The following is a 15,967-nucleotide window of genomic DNA, read 5'->3' as shown; positions in this document are numbered from 1 at the left end:
ATGACAATCCATGCAAGTCGGAAAATCTAACTAAGGGGAGGGAAGTTTGTGAAAAAAAGATTTATTTTGAGAAATATTTCTGTTTTTCTTATCTTGTTTTTGATTATGCAAACATTGTCTGTTTTGGGAATTAACCGGACTTATGCAGAAGAAGGGGAAGAAGTGGATTTTTCAACATCTTTTGAAGCGGAAGATCGCTTGCCGGACTGGGAGGATACGGTGGAAATCGTGGAAGGGAATGAAAAGACATCAGGCGTCCAAGGAGAAATTCTCTATGAAGGGATTCAGGGAGACATCACCCAGCGTGTAGAAAACGTAACAGCCAGCGCTGAGAATCCACCTAACGAAGTCGCGGATAAGCTCATAGATCAGACAAGTCAGTCGAAGTGGCTGGCATTTGAGCCGACCGCTTGGATAGAGCTTGATTTTTCCGAACCAGAGCAAGTGATCAAGTATGCGTTCACATCGGCCAATGATGTACCTGGAAGAGATCCGAGAAATTGGACGCTTTATGGTTCCAATGATAAACAGGATTGGACAGAGCTCGACCAACAGTCCGATCAGGAATTCGACGAGCGTTATCAGCGAAAAATTTATGAGTTCAGCAATAATCAAGCTTATCAGTATTATCGGTTTGAAATCACCGCAAATGCCGGTGAAGACTTGACGCAACTAGCGGAGATCGCCCTTTCAAACGGTGAAGATGCCCCACCTGTAGAAACTACAGGCGGCATGAAGACCATGGTAGGGGATGGACCGAATAGCAGTTACACTGGAAAAACAAATGTCGGATGGTCGGGGCAAAACGCATTGACTTATCAAGGCACCCACACAGCAGAAGACAGGGGATATTCTTATAACAAAGTGTTTGATGTAGACATAGCGGTAACAGATGAAACCAAGCTCTCCTATTATGTGCATCCACAGTTTGCTGACGAGGACCACCTGGATTACTCCAGTACGTATGTTTCAGTGGATCTCGCTTTTACTGATGGTACGTATTTAAGCGAGCTCGGTGCGAAAGACCAGCACGGTGTGGAGTTGACTCCCCAGGCCCAGGGAGAATCCAAAGCACTTTACGCCAATCAGTGGAACTTCAAATCATCTGATATCGGTGAAGTAGCGGAAGGAAAAACGATCGACCGTATCCTTATAGCTTACGACAATCCGGAGGGCCCTGGCGTGTTTAAAGGAAGTATCGATGATATCCATATTGAGGGTAACCCGGAGGAACCTGTTTACGACAGCCCGGTTGATTACGTAAATATCTTGCGAGGAACGAATTCCAATTCTACCTTTTCACGAGGCAACAATTTCCCTGCAGTCGCTGTACCGCACGGTTTTAACTTTTGGGCCCCTGTAACGGATGCTGGCTCGACCAGTTGGCTGTACACGTATCAGCAGGCAAACAACGAAGATAATCTGCCGGAATTGGAGGCTTTTTCACTCAGTCATGAGACAAGTCCATGGATGGGTGACCGCCAGACGTTTCAGGTAATGCCATCTGCTGCCGAGGAGCCAAGTGCGGACCGTGAAAAGCGAGCGCTTGCTTTCAAGCATGCGAATGAGATTGCCAAGCCACATTATTACAGCGTCAGCTTTGAAAATGGTATTCAAACCGAAATGACGCCGACAAACCGAGCAGCCATGCTGCGTTTTACCTTTACCGGAGACAGCAGCAAGCTGATTTTTGACAACGTCAATAATAATGGGGGGCTGATACTGAATCCGGATGAACAAACACTCAGCGGTTATACCGATGTGAAGAGTGGTCTTTCCACAGGTGCGACCCGTATGTTCGTATATGCTGAGTTTGACCAGGATATCATCGACAGCGGAAAATTGACTGGCGAAGGACGAGACAATGTAGCGGGGTATTATGCGTTTGATACGTCTGCTGGCAAAATTGTCACCATGAAAGTCGCGACATCCTTACTTAGCGTAGACCAGGCGAAAAAGAATCTGGAACAGGACATTCAACCGGATGAAACTTTTGAGAGCTTGCAACAGGCTGCCAAGCAGGCATGGGAAGACAAGCTGGATATCATCGAAGTTGAGGGAGCCAGCAAAGATGAGTTGACCACGTTGTACTCCAACATGTACCGTCTGTTCCTCTATCCCAATGTCGGCTATGAAAATACTGGAACGATAGAAGAACCGAAATACCAATATGCCAGTTCTTTTTCCGACCCGGCAGGGGACAATACGGCAACGGAAACAGGGGCGAAGATCGTCAATGGCAGGGTATATGTCAACAATGGGTTTTGGGACACGTACCGGACTTCTTGGCCGGCGTACTCCTTGTTGAGGCCGACGGAAGCTGGGGAAATGATCGACGGCTTCGTCCAGCAGTATAAAGATGGCGGCTGGATTTCCAGATGGTCGTCTCCAGGCTATGCGAACTTGATGGTCGGAACCAGCTCGGACGTTGCCTTTGCTGATGCCTATCTTAAAGGGGTAACCAATTTCGATGTCGATGCCTTTTACGAATCGGCAATCAAAAATGCTGCCGTCCGCAGCGATGACGACAGTGTGGGCCGTAAAGGGCTCGCTTCGTCGATTTTTGATCGTTATACCAATACGGCTACCGGCGAGGGCATGTCGTGGGCGATGGACGGTTATATCAATGACTATGCCATTGCAAATATTGCAAATAAACTTGCAGAAGAAACTGGCGAGAAAAAATATGAAACGGATGCCGCCTATTATAAAGAGAGAGCGGGCAACTATGAAGAAATGTTCAATCAAGAGGCAGGCTTCTTCATGGGCCGCAATCCATCAGGAGAATGGCGGACGGATGCGGAAGCATTCAATCCGGCTGATTGGGGTGGAGACTACACAGAAACGAATGCCTGGAATATGGCTTTCCATGTGCCTCAGGACGGACAGGGATTGGCAAACCTTTATGGAGGAAGAGAAGGACTTGCCGAGAAACTGGACGAATTTTTCACCACGCCAGAAACAGCCGGGCATCCGGGACACTACGGCGGACTGATTCATGAAATGCGGGAGGCCAGAGATGTACGTATGGGAATGTACGGTCACAGCAATCAACCGGCACATCACATTCCATATATGTACAACTATGCCGGCCAGCCGGATAAAACACAGGAAAAAGTCCGTGAAGTATTATCGCGTTTGTATTTAGGCAGTGAAATCGGACAGGGCTATCCAGGCGATGAGGATAATGGGGAAATGTCTGCGTGGTACTTATTCAGTGCTGCCGGTTTCTATCCATTGCAAATGGGCTCACCAGAATATGCCATTGGTGCACCATACTTTGAAAAGATGACCATCCATTTAGAGAACGGCAAGGATATTGTCATCAACGCTCCAGATGTAAGTGACAAAAACAAATACGTGCAAAGCTTGAAAATAAACGGGAAATCGTATGAACAGCTCACTATCGACCATAAGACAATAGCTGATGGGGCGGTTCTCGATTTTGAGATGGGAGATTCTCCATCGGATTGGGGTACAGGTGAGGAAGCTCTCCCTGACTCGATCACTGATACGAAAACCGATGGATCCGCATTATCTGTTGATCCACTTCACGATTTAACGGATGACAACGAAGGAACCACGTACCATTCGGACCAGGGAACGGCTGATAAGTTGTTCGACAATACTTCTAATACGACCCTGAAACTTGAGAGCGGAGAACCATGGGTACAATACAACTTTGCCGGCGAAACCAAACATGCGCTGATGTACACGGTTACCTCCGGTTCTGAGCAGCAGCAGGATCCAGAGAAGTGGACACTGATCGGTTCGAATGATGGTGAAGATTGGACCGTGCTGGACCGTAGGGAAGACGAGCGCTTTCAATGGCGCAACTTTACTCGACCATTCTTAATTGAAAACCCTGGGAAATACCAATTCTACCGCCTTATCATAGAAGATAATGCAGGAGGGGATGAAACGGCGATTGGTGAGCTTGAGCTGCTTGGTTACAGGGATACAGGAGCCAAATTCACTGATGCTGGCAAGGAAGTAAGCGACTTTGCCGCTGCGGGGGATATTGCTAAATCGCTGGAAAAACAACTGCAAAAGAAACTAAACCAATCACTGATTCAGTTTGACAAATATCACATGAAGCAATCCCTCAAGAAGCTGGATGATTTTATTGATAAGTTGGACAAAAAATCCTCCGATATTTCTAAGGAAGCAAGGCAGCAGCTAAAAGCGGACGCTAATGTACTGAAAGAAACGGTCTCAAACTTTGTAGGCCATGAACCCGCCTCTGGAAAGGGGAAATGGAAATATCGCGGGGAAGTTGAACAAACGCCTATTTTCGAGTTTGACAACCTTGAGACGAATTCCGTCGAACCGGAAGAAGATGCAGAGGTCTCCGTCGAAGTGAAAAATATTGGATTGATGGAAGGAGAAAAACAAATCGACCTTTCCTTTGATGGCGAACTGTTGGAATCCAAAACGGTGGATCTGGATCCAGATGAAACCGAAACGGTTACCTTTACGATTCCTAGTGTGCCTGCAGGTATCCACAAAGTTGAGGTCAATGGCTTGTCTGCTGATCTCCATGCCCTTTATACTGGCCAGCCTGTACTGGATTTAGGATTCGATGAGGACAATATAGACAGCATTACCGATGGATCTCCCTATGGCCATGACGTATCTGTCAGTGGAAATGCCACTGTTACAGATGGGAAATTCGGCCAAGCCTTGCGTCTGGATGGCGGTAGGGCTGAAATCCCGCATTCTGCATTGCTGAATGGAGGTGGCAGGTTGTCGATCAGTTTCTGGGTAAAGCTTGATGATGCTGGCACCGACCAGAAAATTATTGGGAAAACTTCGATCGGCGATGGTTTTGTGGTCGGCGTCGAGGAAGGAATTTATCCGGAATTGTGGACGGAGACAGGAAGACTGTCTCTGAAGGAAGGCTCAGTTCCATCGCAGGAATGGACCCATGTTGTCTTAACTTGGGAACAAGACGAGGAATTGGCCGCCTATATGAACGGAGAGAAAGTGGCAGAATCGACAGCAGGCTCCAGTCCCATCACTGATAATGAAAAGGAACTGATTATCGGCGGTGCACCATGGAATCCTAGCTCTTTACAAATGAAAGGCAGCATCGATGAGGTGAAAATGTTCAAGGAGGTATTGAGCGAGGAGGAAGTAAAACAACTGTACCAGAACAATACAGTGAATTAATCAAAAGGGCTGCCCCATAAGTTAATAAAACTTATGGAGCAGCCTTGTTTCGTCTATTTTTAGGGACAAGGAATCAATAGATTGGTACATTTCAATACTGGAGGATAGAAAGGTAAATGAATGCTGAATTTTCGCTCCCAGAATTAATTGACTTAAACTCCTTATATACTTCTCTATCAAATTCCTGAAAAAAATCTCTATTAACCTGTTCTAATTAATAGACCTTCGAAAATCAGTGTGTAAGAGATACAACTTTATACATAGCAACCATCTAACAGGGCTAGTTAGTGAACCCTATCACGAAGCACGTAATTAAGAATGCTCTGGAAGGGGGAAGCCGTTGGTATTGAACGGAAAATATTATGGTTTAAATAGAAATGAAAAGGCTTGGTTTAATCCAGGCTTTTTTTGTGCTGTCCTTTTCGGTTACTCTTTACAACTTCCTTTAGTAGCAAAGTTTCTCCCCCTAGAGCGACTGGAGAAAGGGGGAGCCTGGAATTCTACTTTTGGCTTGTTTTGTAGTTTTTCAGCACAATCTTTCATCTATTAATGAAAGAGTACATACAAGAAAAAACTATTTTAATATCTTATTAGCATTCGCAAAGAAAGGAGGAATGAAAATGAGCAATGGAAACAATACCGATGCATTGCTGGATATTCTTAGCCCGGATGCCGTGGCAAAAGCCAGGGCTCTGGCAGCAGTATTGCAAGACCAACATTTGGAAAATGAAAACGAAAACGAGCAGGACTTCGAACAAGAAACGGATCAGGAACAGGAAGCAAAATTCAAGGTTTATAATGGCAACTCATTTATCAAAAATAGCGGAAATAGTAAGAGCGAATCTGAAGCCGAATTGTTTGTTTTGATTTTCTTACTTCTGTTCGGAGGTTTTGCCTAGAAATTAATCGGGCGGAAGGCGAAAGAAATGGGGATTGGAGGCTCCTTAGCGGGGACTCTCCTCCCCGTTATGTCTATCATGGATTGGAGGAAGGAAAATGGGGAACGATGCAAAACTGCGTTCTATCATTCAAGAAGAAGTAGAATCATACATGAAAAATCATTTGGCCGATATTGCGAAAAATTATTCGACGGAATTGAGCAATGAAAATGGGAATTCCAGTGTGAAACAAAGTGGTAATGGAATCGTGTATGTAGACAATACAGGCATAGCATATGCACTGGCTCTGTTTTTCTATCATTTTATGGCAGATCAGTATAAAACCGATATTAACTTGGAGGATATTTTAAGTAAACTGAATGAGCATACTAGCGAAAATCGTAAGATGTTTGAAGAAGTGATTCAGTCCATTTCTGATAATGAAGGGTGATAAGGAGGGACGGAGAATGAGAAGACTGCTCTCCCTTTTGCATAGAGGCCATCCTTCCCAGGTGTATCAGCTTATTTTCACTCAAGGAAATTCCGTTTTTTTGAGAAATTTAAAACAGTGTTCCGCCCATTTTTTGTTCGGAGAGGATAGGTTTAAATGCAGGACCTATGTAAACATCCAACAAATCATGGGCTACTCTCTGTTTCCTGACTTTCCTGAAGAAAAGGAGAGGTGCAATTCCGCTGATCAGAACGGGCATACTTGTTTGAAGAGTGACTCTGAAGAAATAACAATCAATAAACCCCTCTTGGCACAAAAAAATGTTAGGAGACAGCCAAATCGCATACTTCTCTCCGAAAATCAAAAGGATACTTTTGAAATATCCGAGGAGGAGAAAAGACAATCAGTGTCTTATCAGGCAATTGAGAAAGGTGAGAAGACCTGCCAATATACTAGCAGAAAGGATGTCCAAGGTAAGCTTGTACAAACAGCCGACATAGTCGGCAACCCTGTCGGAAAATCAATATTACTAAGCAATCTCTCAGGAAAAGAGAGTGCCATAGATAAGGCCGAAAATAAGGAGATTAGCAGGGGGAATAGCCTGGAAAAGCGTCTCCAATACGACAGAATCCAAACCTCTGTTGAGGGACCTGCAGGCTATAAAATCAACAATGACAATGGGAATGCATTTATTAAAGATAGTGGTAACTTCACGCGTAAAACATGACCAGCTTGGAGTCATGAAACCGTTCCTATGCTAATATATAACTAATAGAAACGAATTAATAGAATGGGGGAGCTGGTGAAAATCAACCGTGTGGATTTGCACTTATCTGAGGAAGGGATTCGGCTTTATGAAAGCAAACATTTGGCAGGAGATTTAGTCAGCGAGCATCATCATCTGGTATATGAAATTTTATATGCTCTGGAAGGAGACGGGCGAATTGTGCTGAACGGAAAGAGTTATGCCTTTAAACAGGACAATGTGGCTGTTATTTCCCCTTATTCAGCTCATTCCATCATTTCCGACTCCAAATTGACGGTACTTGTTCTTGCGTTTGAGCAATCGATATTGGAGAACTCCGTAAAAAATGAACTGCTTGAGCAGTGTTTTGCTGAAACACAGTTTGTCGAACTGAATCCCTTTGATGGAAGCAACGTCCGGCAGCTGCTTCGGAATATGCTTTATGAGCAGTCCCAGGGTGAAAAGCTTAATTACGTGGCAATGCGGATTTTTCTCTCTGAACTGCTGTTGAGGTTTGCCAGGTCGCAGAATGACACGGATGTATTTGATGCCAACGTGTTACGCGCAGAGCGATTGCAACAATATATTGATACCCATTACTTCGAAATTCTCAGTTCGACGGACCTGGCGAACAAATTGGGAATCAGTACCCGTCACCTGAACAATATTTTCAAAGAACGCTACCAGGTCACCCCAATGCAGTATTTGACCGAGGTACGTATAGATCTGGCCAAAAAACTGTTGGCAAGTACACACAAAGATATCGTCTCGATTTGCTTTGAAGTAGGTTTCGAATCATTATCAACCTTCTATCGGGCTTTTAAAAATATTGTGGAAATTTCTCCGAAGAAATATCGTACCGCCTACAATCAGGAATTAATTCAAAAATAAAGCAGCCATTCCTAACCTGTTTCCGATTCTTAGAAATCCGTTCTTAGATTAGTAAGACGGATTTTTTTCATGCCCTTATGATAGAGACATAACGATGAAAGGGGTTACATTTATGCAGCAAAAAATCGGGATCATTATGAACGGGGTAACGGGTCGGATGGGCACAAATCAGCATTTGATTCGTTCTATTGCCGCTATCAGGAATCAGGGCGGTGTCGCTTTAAGCAATGGCGACACCTTGATGCCTGACCCCGTTTTAGTAGGAAGAAACCAGGAAAAGCTGGAAAAGTTGGCTGAACAGCACAGCATCAAGCGTTGGAGCACAAATCTTGAAGAGACGCTGGCTGATAAACAGAATGACATTTACTTTGATTCCCAGACAACGGTAAGAAGAGCTGATAGTATCCGCAAGGCAATAAAAGCGGGCAAACATATTTATTGTGAGAAACCGACTGCCACCAGTCTGGAGGAATCGCTCGAATTGGCAAGGCTTGCCAAGCGGACGGGGGTGAAAAACGGTGTCGTACAGGACAAATTATTTCTGCCGGGCTTGTTAAAGCTCCGACGATTGATTGATGCAGGGTTTTTCGGAAAGATGCTGTCTGTCCGTATCGAATTTGGTTATTGGGTGTTTGAAGGAGATTGGCAGGAGGGGCAACGTCCATCCTGGAATTACCGGGAGGAAGACGGCGGCGGAATCATTGTCGATATGTTTGCGCACTGGCGTTATGTAATTGATAATTTGTTTGGCAATATCCGTTCGGTTTCATGTATAGGTGCAATCCATATCCCACAACGATTGGACGAACAAGGGAACAAGTACACATGTACGGCAGACGATGCGGCCTATGGCACATTTGAATTGGAAAATGGCGTCGTTGTTCAAGCTAACTCATCCTGGGCAGTCCGAGTGATTCGGGACGACTTGTTGACTATCCAGGTTGACGGGACGGAAGGCAGTGCCGTAGCAGGACTTAGGGATTGTAAAACACAGCATCGCGTCAATACTCCAAAGCCGGTTTGGAATCCGGATATACCAAACCCGCATGATTTTCTCTCCCAATGGGAAGAGGTGCCTGATAATCAAACGTTCGACAATGCCTTCAAAGTACAATGGGAATTGTTCCTGAAACACGTCGTTGCTGACGAACCGTTTCCTTGGGATTTACTTGAAGGAGCAAAAGGGACCCAGTTATCGGATTTAGCATTGAAGTCCTGGAAAGAAAGATGCTGGGTGGAAGTCCCGGAACTGACTGTATAGGAGGGGAAGAGAATGAGCATCGAACTGATTTTACCTGCAAAGGATCGAACGCTCCAGACTTATCAAATGAAAGACTCTTCCCCATTTTCCACACCGTCGAAAAAAAAGTTTTCCAGCCGGACGGCCTTTTCCGCCGCCCATGTGGTTGCCGACCCATTGGCAGCGGGGGATCCAATTTTCGATCCTAGTGTCGATTGGAATGCGACTCTGGCATACCGACATCACTTATGGTCACTTGGATTGTCGGTAGCAGAGGCAATGGACACGGCACAACGGGGAATGGGGTTGAATTGGGAAAATGCTAAACAATTGATTCGCCGTTCAGCGAAAGAAGCGAAAGCGGTCGGCGGCAGAATCGCCAGTGGGGCAGGAACCGATCAACTCGCGCCATCGCCGGATGTTACCTTGGAGGATGTGAAAAATGCCTATCTGGAACAGTGTGCATTTATCGAAGGGGAAGGAAGCCAGATCATCCTAATGGCCAGCAGGGCTTTAGCTGCTTGTGCCAAAGGACCCGATGATTATGTGCATGTTTACAACAGAGTCTTGGAAAATGTCTCTGGATCGGTGATTTTACACTGGCTTGGTGATATGTTCGATCCTGCCTTGCAAGGATATTGGGGACACGTATCAATTAGTAAAGCGATGGATGTCTGTCTGGCGATCATCCGGGGTAATGAAAGCAAAGTTGAGGGCATAAAAGTGTCCTTGTTGGATGCTGGGCAGGAGATCAAAATGCGCCGGCACCTTCCAGAAAGCGTGAAGATGTACACCGGTGATGACTTTCACTATCCGGCATTGATCAAAGGGGACAAGCACGGTTACAGCCATGCGCTGCTCGGCATCTTTGATGCCATCGCCCCTGCTGCGGCGGCAGCCTTTCATGCACTGGACGAAGGAAACGAGGCTGCCTATGATGGGATTTTCGAAAAAACGGTGCCGCTTGCCCGGCATATCTTTCAAAAGCCGACGTTTTCCTATAAAACCGGTGTGGTATTCATGGCTTATTTGAATGGGCATCAGACGCATTTCCGTATGCTCGGCGGTAAGGAAAGCGCGCGCTCGATAACGCATCTGGCCGATTTATTTGTCCTTGCAGACCAGGCGGGTTTATTGGAAAAACCGGAGCTTGCCGCAATCAGGATGAAACTTTTGCTGGAACAGGCAGGAGTCGACCAAGGGGGAAGAGGATGACAAAAACTGCACTGGTAAACAGATTAAGTTTGAATCAAATTACAATAGAACAATGGAGTCTGGAAGAGGCAGTCCGTGGCTGTGAAGAGGCAGAAGTCGGGCGGATTGCTTTGTGGCGGCACAAAGTGGAAAAAACAGGCTTACAGGTGAGTAGGAACATAATTCGTGATTCTGGTTTGCATGTGTCGAGTCTCTGCCGTGGCGGGATGTTTCCGGCACCGACCGCAGCGGAAAGAGAGCGGCGTCTCGATGATAACCGACGGGCAGTAGAGGAAGCCGCCGAGCTCGGCACAGATACCCTTGTGCTTGTCTGTGGACCGGGACCAGACCGTGATATAGATATGGCCAGAAAACATGTGGAGGAAGGGATCGCCAAGCTGGTTCCGTTTGCCCGCTCCTATGGGATCAAGCTTGGTATTGAACCATTGCACCCAATGTATGCGGCAGATCGATCAGTCATTTCAACGTTAAATCAGGCCAATACAATTGCCGAACAGTTCTTACCTGAAGAGGTAGGCGTGATTGTCGATGTCTTTCATGTCTGGTGGGATCCCGAACTTTATCAACAGATTGCCCGCGCGTCTGGTCGTGTTCTCGGTTTTCACGTTTCTGACTGGGTCGTCCCCGTGCCTGATATGTTTAAAGGCAGAGGGATGATGGGAGATGGGGTAATTGAAATTAATCGAATCCGCAATGCAGTGGAAGCGGCCGGCTACCATGGTCCGATTGAAGTCGAAATCATCAACCAGGCTATTTGGGATCGCCCAGGTGAAGAGGTGCTCGAAGAAATAAAAGCGAGCTTTGTGAAGCATGTTTGATTAGGAGGACTTTAATTAGGGAGATAACGGAAGTGATCCCTCGTTAGAAAGAGGTGGCATACACTCCCGCAAGGTGCTTTGCTTTCAAGTGGAAGGCGGAGTATCTTGCCGGAGCGATGAGAAGCACTCATCACACAACAAAGTGTAAGGAAGTGTGTTAGTTCTTTCATGCGTAATCAACTTCATGCACATTGAGATGCTCCTTACATACTTCCACACTCTATCGTTTGGCCTTTAATAACTGTCGTTATATCCAGCCGCTTTTTCTTTTTAAAATCGCTTTCTCATAGAAAGGAAAATTATGTTAAGGTAAAAGTACATATTAGATAAGAAGGTGATGAAAAGGTGGTAAATCAGGACGAAAAAATCCTCTCCCTGAGCAACTTATCAATGAGTTATGGCGGGGATCCGGTACTTAAGTGGATTGATTTGGATGTGTACCCAGGCCAAATCATCGGATACATAGGACCTAACGGGGCCGGAAAAAGTACAACCGTAAAAATTATGCTCGGGTTGGTAGGAGGGTATAACGGCAAGGTGGAGATTTTTGGCCAGGACATAGCCGATGGAGATCCCTCGTATAAGCAGAAAATCGGCTATGTTCCGGAAAATGCCGAGATTTATGATAACTTGACTGCATGCGAATACTTGACGTTCACTGGCGAAATGTACGGGATGGATCCCGAGACAGCCGAGAGGAAGGCCCTGCTTCTATTAGACAAGTTTGAAATGCGTGGTGTATTCCATACGAAAATTTCCTCCTTTTCTAAAGGAATGAAACAAAAAGTACTGATCATCTCCAGTTTACTGCATGATCCTGATTTGCTATTCCTCGATGAACCGCTAAGCGGGCTGGATGCAAACAGCGTGATGATTATTAAAGAAATACTTGCACAGCTTGCTGCTGAAGGAAAAACGATTTTTTATTCCTCTCATATCATGGAAGTGGTCGAAAAAATCAGCAGCAGGATTGTCTTGCTGGCAGACGGAAAAATCGTTGCCGATGGGACATTTGCTGAACTGCAGGCCAAAAATGAGGAAGGGACATTGGAAGAAATCTTTAATCAACTGACCGGTTTCAATGAACACCGCGAGATCGCCAAATCATTTGTGTCGATCGTCCGGGAAGGTGGAAGCTGATGAAGAATTTCTTATCCTTGCGAATGCTGGACCTTTGCAGCCGCTTGTTTATCATGCTGGGGATTGATTATCCGGTAATGCGGCGAATTTTGCAGGTGAAACTGACGATGGATCAGCGGCGGGTCCCGACCATTTTTGAACAGTCGAAATCCAAAGAAGGCAATCAATTTATCAAATCGCTCGGCCTTTACGCATTCTATGGATTGATTCTCATTCCGTTCATAATGTTTGGCGATTACTATCTGTTTCAGATGAGTCTCGTCTTCGCCATGATGATGTTTATTCTCATGACGACGATGATTGCCGACTTCTCTGCTGTCCTGCTGGATGTGAGAGATAAGAACATCCTCAACACAAAACCTGTCGACCAGCGGACAGTCAGTATGGCAAAGGTTGTACACGTCTGTATCTATATGACACAGGTGACTGGTGCCTTTGCAGTGGTTCCGCTCCTTGTCGGTTTGTTTGTCAACGGAGCTCTGTTTACCGTTATATTTCTTATAGAGATTTTGTTGATCGGCATGCTGATTGTTGTGTTGACAGCACTTATTTACATATTTATTTTGCAGTTTTTTGATGGGGAACGTTTAAAAGATGTCATCAATTATGTGCAGATTCTGCTTTCTGTCGGAATCGTAGCGGGTTATCAGGTGTTGGTGCGAATATTCGATTTTTCCGACTTAAACATCGATTTTACCTTTCAATGGTGGCATTTACTGCTTCCGCCAATTTGGTATAGCGCCCCATTTGAGTGGATATTGAATGGCAATTCGGCGGGCTATATTATTGGCTATTCCATCCTGTCGGTTGTGGTACCGATTGTGGCCATTATTATATACAGCAAACTCGTCCCGTCATTTGAACAAAATTTGCAAAAGTTACTGCAATATAGCGGAGACAATAAGCGAAAGGCACATCGTCTAGATAACTTGTTTGCTAAGATCGTTTGTAAGAGCAAGGAAGAACGCACATTCTTTCGCTTTTCAACGCTTATGATGAAACAGGAGCGAGAGTTTAAGTTAAAAGTTTATCCTTCGCTTGGATTTGCTTTTGTGTTTCCGTTTATTTTCCTGTTCAATGAAATAAGCATGAATGGATTCGGCGGATTGCCTGGAAGCAAGTATTTCCTTACCATTTATTTAGGAAATATCATGATTCCTGCTGTCGTTCATATGCTCAAGTTTTCCAGCAATTATAAGGGTGCATGGATTTTTCGGGCAACTCCGATTCATGACGAATCGATTTTTTACCGGGCAGCTTTAAAAGCTTTTTTGACCAAGCTTTATTTACCGCTCATGATTGTACTAAGTATTTTCTTTTTGTCTATGTTTACGTTCCGTATTGTACCGGATCTGCTCGTGATATTAATGACCGGAGTACTGCACGCTCTGTTATCTTTTAAACTATTAACCAATCAGACCTATCCTTTTTCCCGTTCCTTCGAATTTGCGTCTGACATGGACACCGCCAAAAATATCATTTTGATGATCATCGTCGGTCTATTTGGCGGGGTGCATTACCTGGCAACCCTTTTGCCATACGGAGTGCTTGGTTATCTGGTGTTAGTGCTTATTGCCGCTTTGATCAGCTGGAAACTTGTGTTCTCTGCAAAAGAAAAAAGGTCACCGGCTGGCCAGACTTGAAGAACATTAGATAAGCCTTGAAAACTGGGTTGTGTATCCTGGATACATCGGTATTAAAACAATTAAATGGTGATTACTCAATTGTAACTTATAGTAAGAAAACATCAGCAATTGGGCCATTTAACCATAAGCATTAAGATATTAATAGGAGTGATAAGGTGAATATTAGATCAAACAAGAAGACAGAAGTCGATAAATTAGTAGAAATATGGTATGAAGTTTCTTTAATAGCACACGACTTTATTGATAAAAATTATTGGAAATCACAACAAACGGCGATGGCAGAAAAGTATATCCCAATGTCTGAAACCTATGTTGTAAGTAACGAGAAAGGCATTGTCGGCTTCCTATCGATGATGGATAATTATATGGCTGCATTATTTATTGATGTCAGGCATCAAGGTGGGGGGTATGGGAAGGGATTGTTGAATTTTATCAAAAGACAAAGAGAAAGTATACAATTGAAGGTGTACAAGAAAAATAAAAAAGCCGTGGATTTCTATTTGAAGAATGGCTTTGTAATAAAGGAAGAAACATTAGATGAACAGACTTCTGAGGAAGAATTTTTAATGGAATGGGAAAAGAGTTAAGCGTAGGTGAAAGTTGGAGTTATTACTTGAAAATACAAAACGTCCTCCATCAATAGGGCGCTATCCTTTAAGATAGCGCCCCCCCTATTGTCACTCCTGTACAGCGGTCCCTGCTTTAGTCTTCTTCTATAATTGCATCGAATGCTTCAGATACGTTGTCAAATTCTTCATCAGACTCAATAGCTGATAAATCACCCTCATCGTCTATCTTTAAGAAAAAGATATCTATATCGTCTTCGCTTTCATCCTGTAGATCTTCTGCAAAGCCGACGGCTACATAGTCCGTGTTTTCTAAGGTGACTTTTGCCAGAACTTCAACGGTTTGATCCTTATTTGCTTCATCACTTATGGTGAATGTTTCCCCCACTTTGATTTCTTCCATCATTATCACGCTCCCTTTCTTGTATGTTTAGTTTCTGTATTATCCTTCCTAAAAGGTCTCGTTCTATGTGTGATTTGCTGAAAAAGTAAGCGGGTTTGCATATGTTCTTGAACGTTCAAGTAGCAATTTTCTATGATGTATTTCTATGCGGAAGTCCAGTTTTTTTAGATATTTTTTAGATAATTTATTTTAAGGCAATAGTTTGATCAATGTGAGCGAAAAAAGTAGTTGACTATGAAAATTGAATTATGATATTATAGAAAATTTGATTAAATTTATATATATGTTAAACTAAAGAGGGTTACCAAATATGGAGGTGGATGATTTGTTTCAAGTTGGCGATAGCATTGTTTATCCAATGCATGGAGCAGGTACAATTAAGGCCATAGAAGAAAGGGAAATCGCAGGGAAAAAACAACAGTATTACGTCATAAAAATGTTAACCAGTAATATGCAGGTCATGATTCCTACGGGTAAAATAGTGAGCTCAAATATCCGGCCGGTTACGGACATAATTGCATTAAAACATCTCCTATACATTTTTCAGCATGGAGAATCAGATGGGTTGCTACCGTGGAAACAGAGGTTTAAAGTGAATACGGACAAAATAAAAACGGGTAAAATACAAGAAGGTGCAGAGGTTGTACGTGATTTAATGCGTATGAAGAAAGAGAAGGAACTTAATACAAGCGAGAAAAAAATGTTGGATAACGCACATGAATTTTTAATTAGTGAACTGAGATTAATTAAAGGGATCACGGAAAACCAAATAAAGAGTTTTTGTTAAGAGTGATGATACGTA

Annotated in this window: 14 protein-coding genes; 13 read left to right on the top strand and 1 reads right to left on the bottom strand. The window is 44.1% G+C overall.

Features of this window, described 5'->3' with window-relative positions; genetic code table 11:
- Positions 1-48: 48 nt before the first annotated feature.
- The 12 genes from BLR82_RS10260 (at position 49) to BLR82_RS10205 (ending at position 14,783) form a co-directional block, all read left to right on the top strand.
- A complete protein-coding gene (locus BLR82_RS10260) occupies positions 49-5,172 on the top strand; it encodes a GH92 family glycosyl hydrolase (protein ID WP_074598880.1) in 5,124 nt (1,707 codons plus the stop codon).
- 340 nt (positions 5,173-5,512) lie between these two features.
- Complete coding sequence (locus BLR82_RS10255) at positions 5,513-5,722, top strand: hypothetical protein (protein WP_074598878.1); 210 nt, start codon at positions 5,513-5,515, stop codon at positions 5,720-5,722.
- Positions 5,723-5,792: 70 nt separating this feature from the next.
- Positions 5,793-6,071, top strand: a complete 279-nt coding sequence (locus BLR82_RS10250) for a hypothetical protein (protein ID WP_074598876.1) — start codon at positions 5,793-5,795, stop codon at positions 6,069-6,071.
- A 97-nt stretch (positions 6,072-6,168) separates the two neighbouring features.
- Positions 6,169-6,501 carry a hypothetical protein gene (locus BLR82_RS10245; RefSeq protein WP_074598874.1) on the top strand — a complete coding sequence of 111 codons (333 nt, stop codon included), beginning with the start codon at positions 6,169-6,171 and terminating at the stop codon, positions 6,499-6,501.
- Positions 6,502-6,634: 133 nt separating this feature from the next.
- Positions 6,635-7,228 (top strand): hypothetical protein, encoded by a 594-nt coding sequence (locus BLR82_RS10240; RefSeq protein ID WP_139186935.1) that lies wholly within the window; start codon positions 6,635-6,637, stop codon positions 7,226-7,228.
- 75 nt (positions 7,229-7,303) lie between these two features.
- Entirely contained in the window at positions 7,304-8,137 is an 834-nt protein-coding gene (locus BLR82_RS10235) for an AraC family transcriptional regulator (RefSeq protein WP_245693757.1), read from the top strand.
- 112 nt (positions 8,138-8,249) lie between these two features.
- Positions 8,250-9,398, top strand: a complete 1,149-nt coding sequence (locus BLR82_RS10230; RefSeq protein WP_074598868.1) for a Gfo/Idh/MocA family protein — start codon at positions 8,250-8,252, stop codon at positions 9,396-9,398.
- A gap of 12 nt (positions 9,399-9,410) precedes the next feature.
- The gene (locus BLR82_RS10225; protein WP_074598866.1) at positions 9,411-10,592 is read left to right on the top strand and encodes a dihydrodipicolinate synthase family protein; all 1,182 of its coding nucleotides are present in this window, start codon (positions 9,411-9,413) and stop codon (positions 10,590-10,592) included.
- Positions 10,589-11,410, top strand: a complete 822-nt coding sequence (locus BLR82_RS10220; RefSeq protein ID WP_074598865.1) for a sugar phosphate isomerase/epimerase family protein — start codon at positions 10,589-10,591, stop codon at positions 11,408-11,410. Before BLR82_RS10225 ends, BLR82_RS10220 begins: the two co-directional genes overlap by 4 nt.
- Positions 11,411-11,800: 390 nt before the next feature.
- Positions 11,801-12,550 (top strand): ABC transporter ATP-binding protein, encoded by a 750-nt coding sequence (locus tag BLR82_RS10215; RefSeq protein ID WP_074599137.1) that lies wholly within the window; start codon positions 11,801-11,803, stop codon positions 12,548-12,550.
- Complete coding sequence (locus BLR82_RS10210) at positions 12,550-14,193, top strand: hypothetical protein (protein WP_074598864.1); 1,644 nt, start codon at positions 12,550-12,552, stop codon at positions 14,191-14,193. Before BLR82_RS10215 ends, BLR82_RS10210 begins: the two co-directional genes overlap by 1 nt.
- A 158-nt stretch (positions 14,194-14,351) precedes the next feature.
- Entirely contained in the window at positions 14,352-14,783 is a 432-nt protein-coding gene (locus BLR82_RS10205; protein ID WP_074598863.1) for a GNAT family N-acetyltransferase, read from the top strand.
- A 115-nt stretch (positions 14,784-14,898) separates the two neighbouring features.
- Here BLR82_RS10205 and BLR82_RS10200 read toward each other — a convergent pair whose 3' ends face one another.
- On the bottom strand, positions 14,899-15,165 hold the full coding sequence (locus BLR82_RS10200; protein ID WP_074599135.1) for a DUF1292 domain-containing protein: 267 nt from the start codon (positions 15,163-15,165) through the stop codon (positions 14,899-14,901).
- 310 nt (positions 15,166-15,475) lie between these two features.
- Here BLR82_RS10200 and BLR82_RS10195 point away from each other — a divergent pair, with 310 nt between their 5' ends.
- Positions 15,476-15,952 (top strand): CarD family transcriptional regulator, encoded by a 477-nt coding sequence (locus tag BLR82_RS10195; RefSeq protein WP_074598862.1) that lies wholly within the window; start codon positions 15,476-15,478, stop codon positions 15,950-15,952.
- The last annotated feature ends 15 nt before the right edge of the window (positions 15,953-15,967 follow it).

The organism is Sediminibacillus halophilus, from assembly GCF_900103695.1.
GTDB classification, from domain to species: Bacteria; Bacillota; Bacilli; order Bacillales; family Amphibacillaceae; genus Sediminibacillus; species Sediminibacillus halophilus.
The sequence above is the reverse complement of the archived record's forward strand: the minus strand, read 5'-3'. Positions and strand labels throughout refer to the sequence as shown.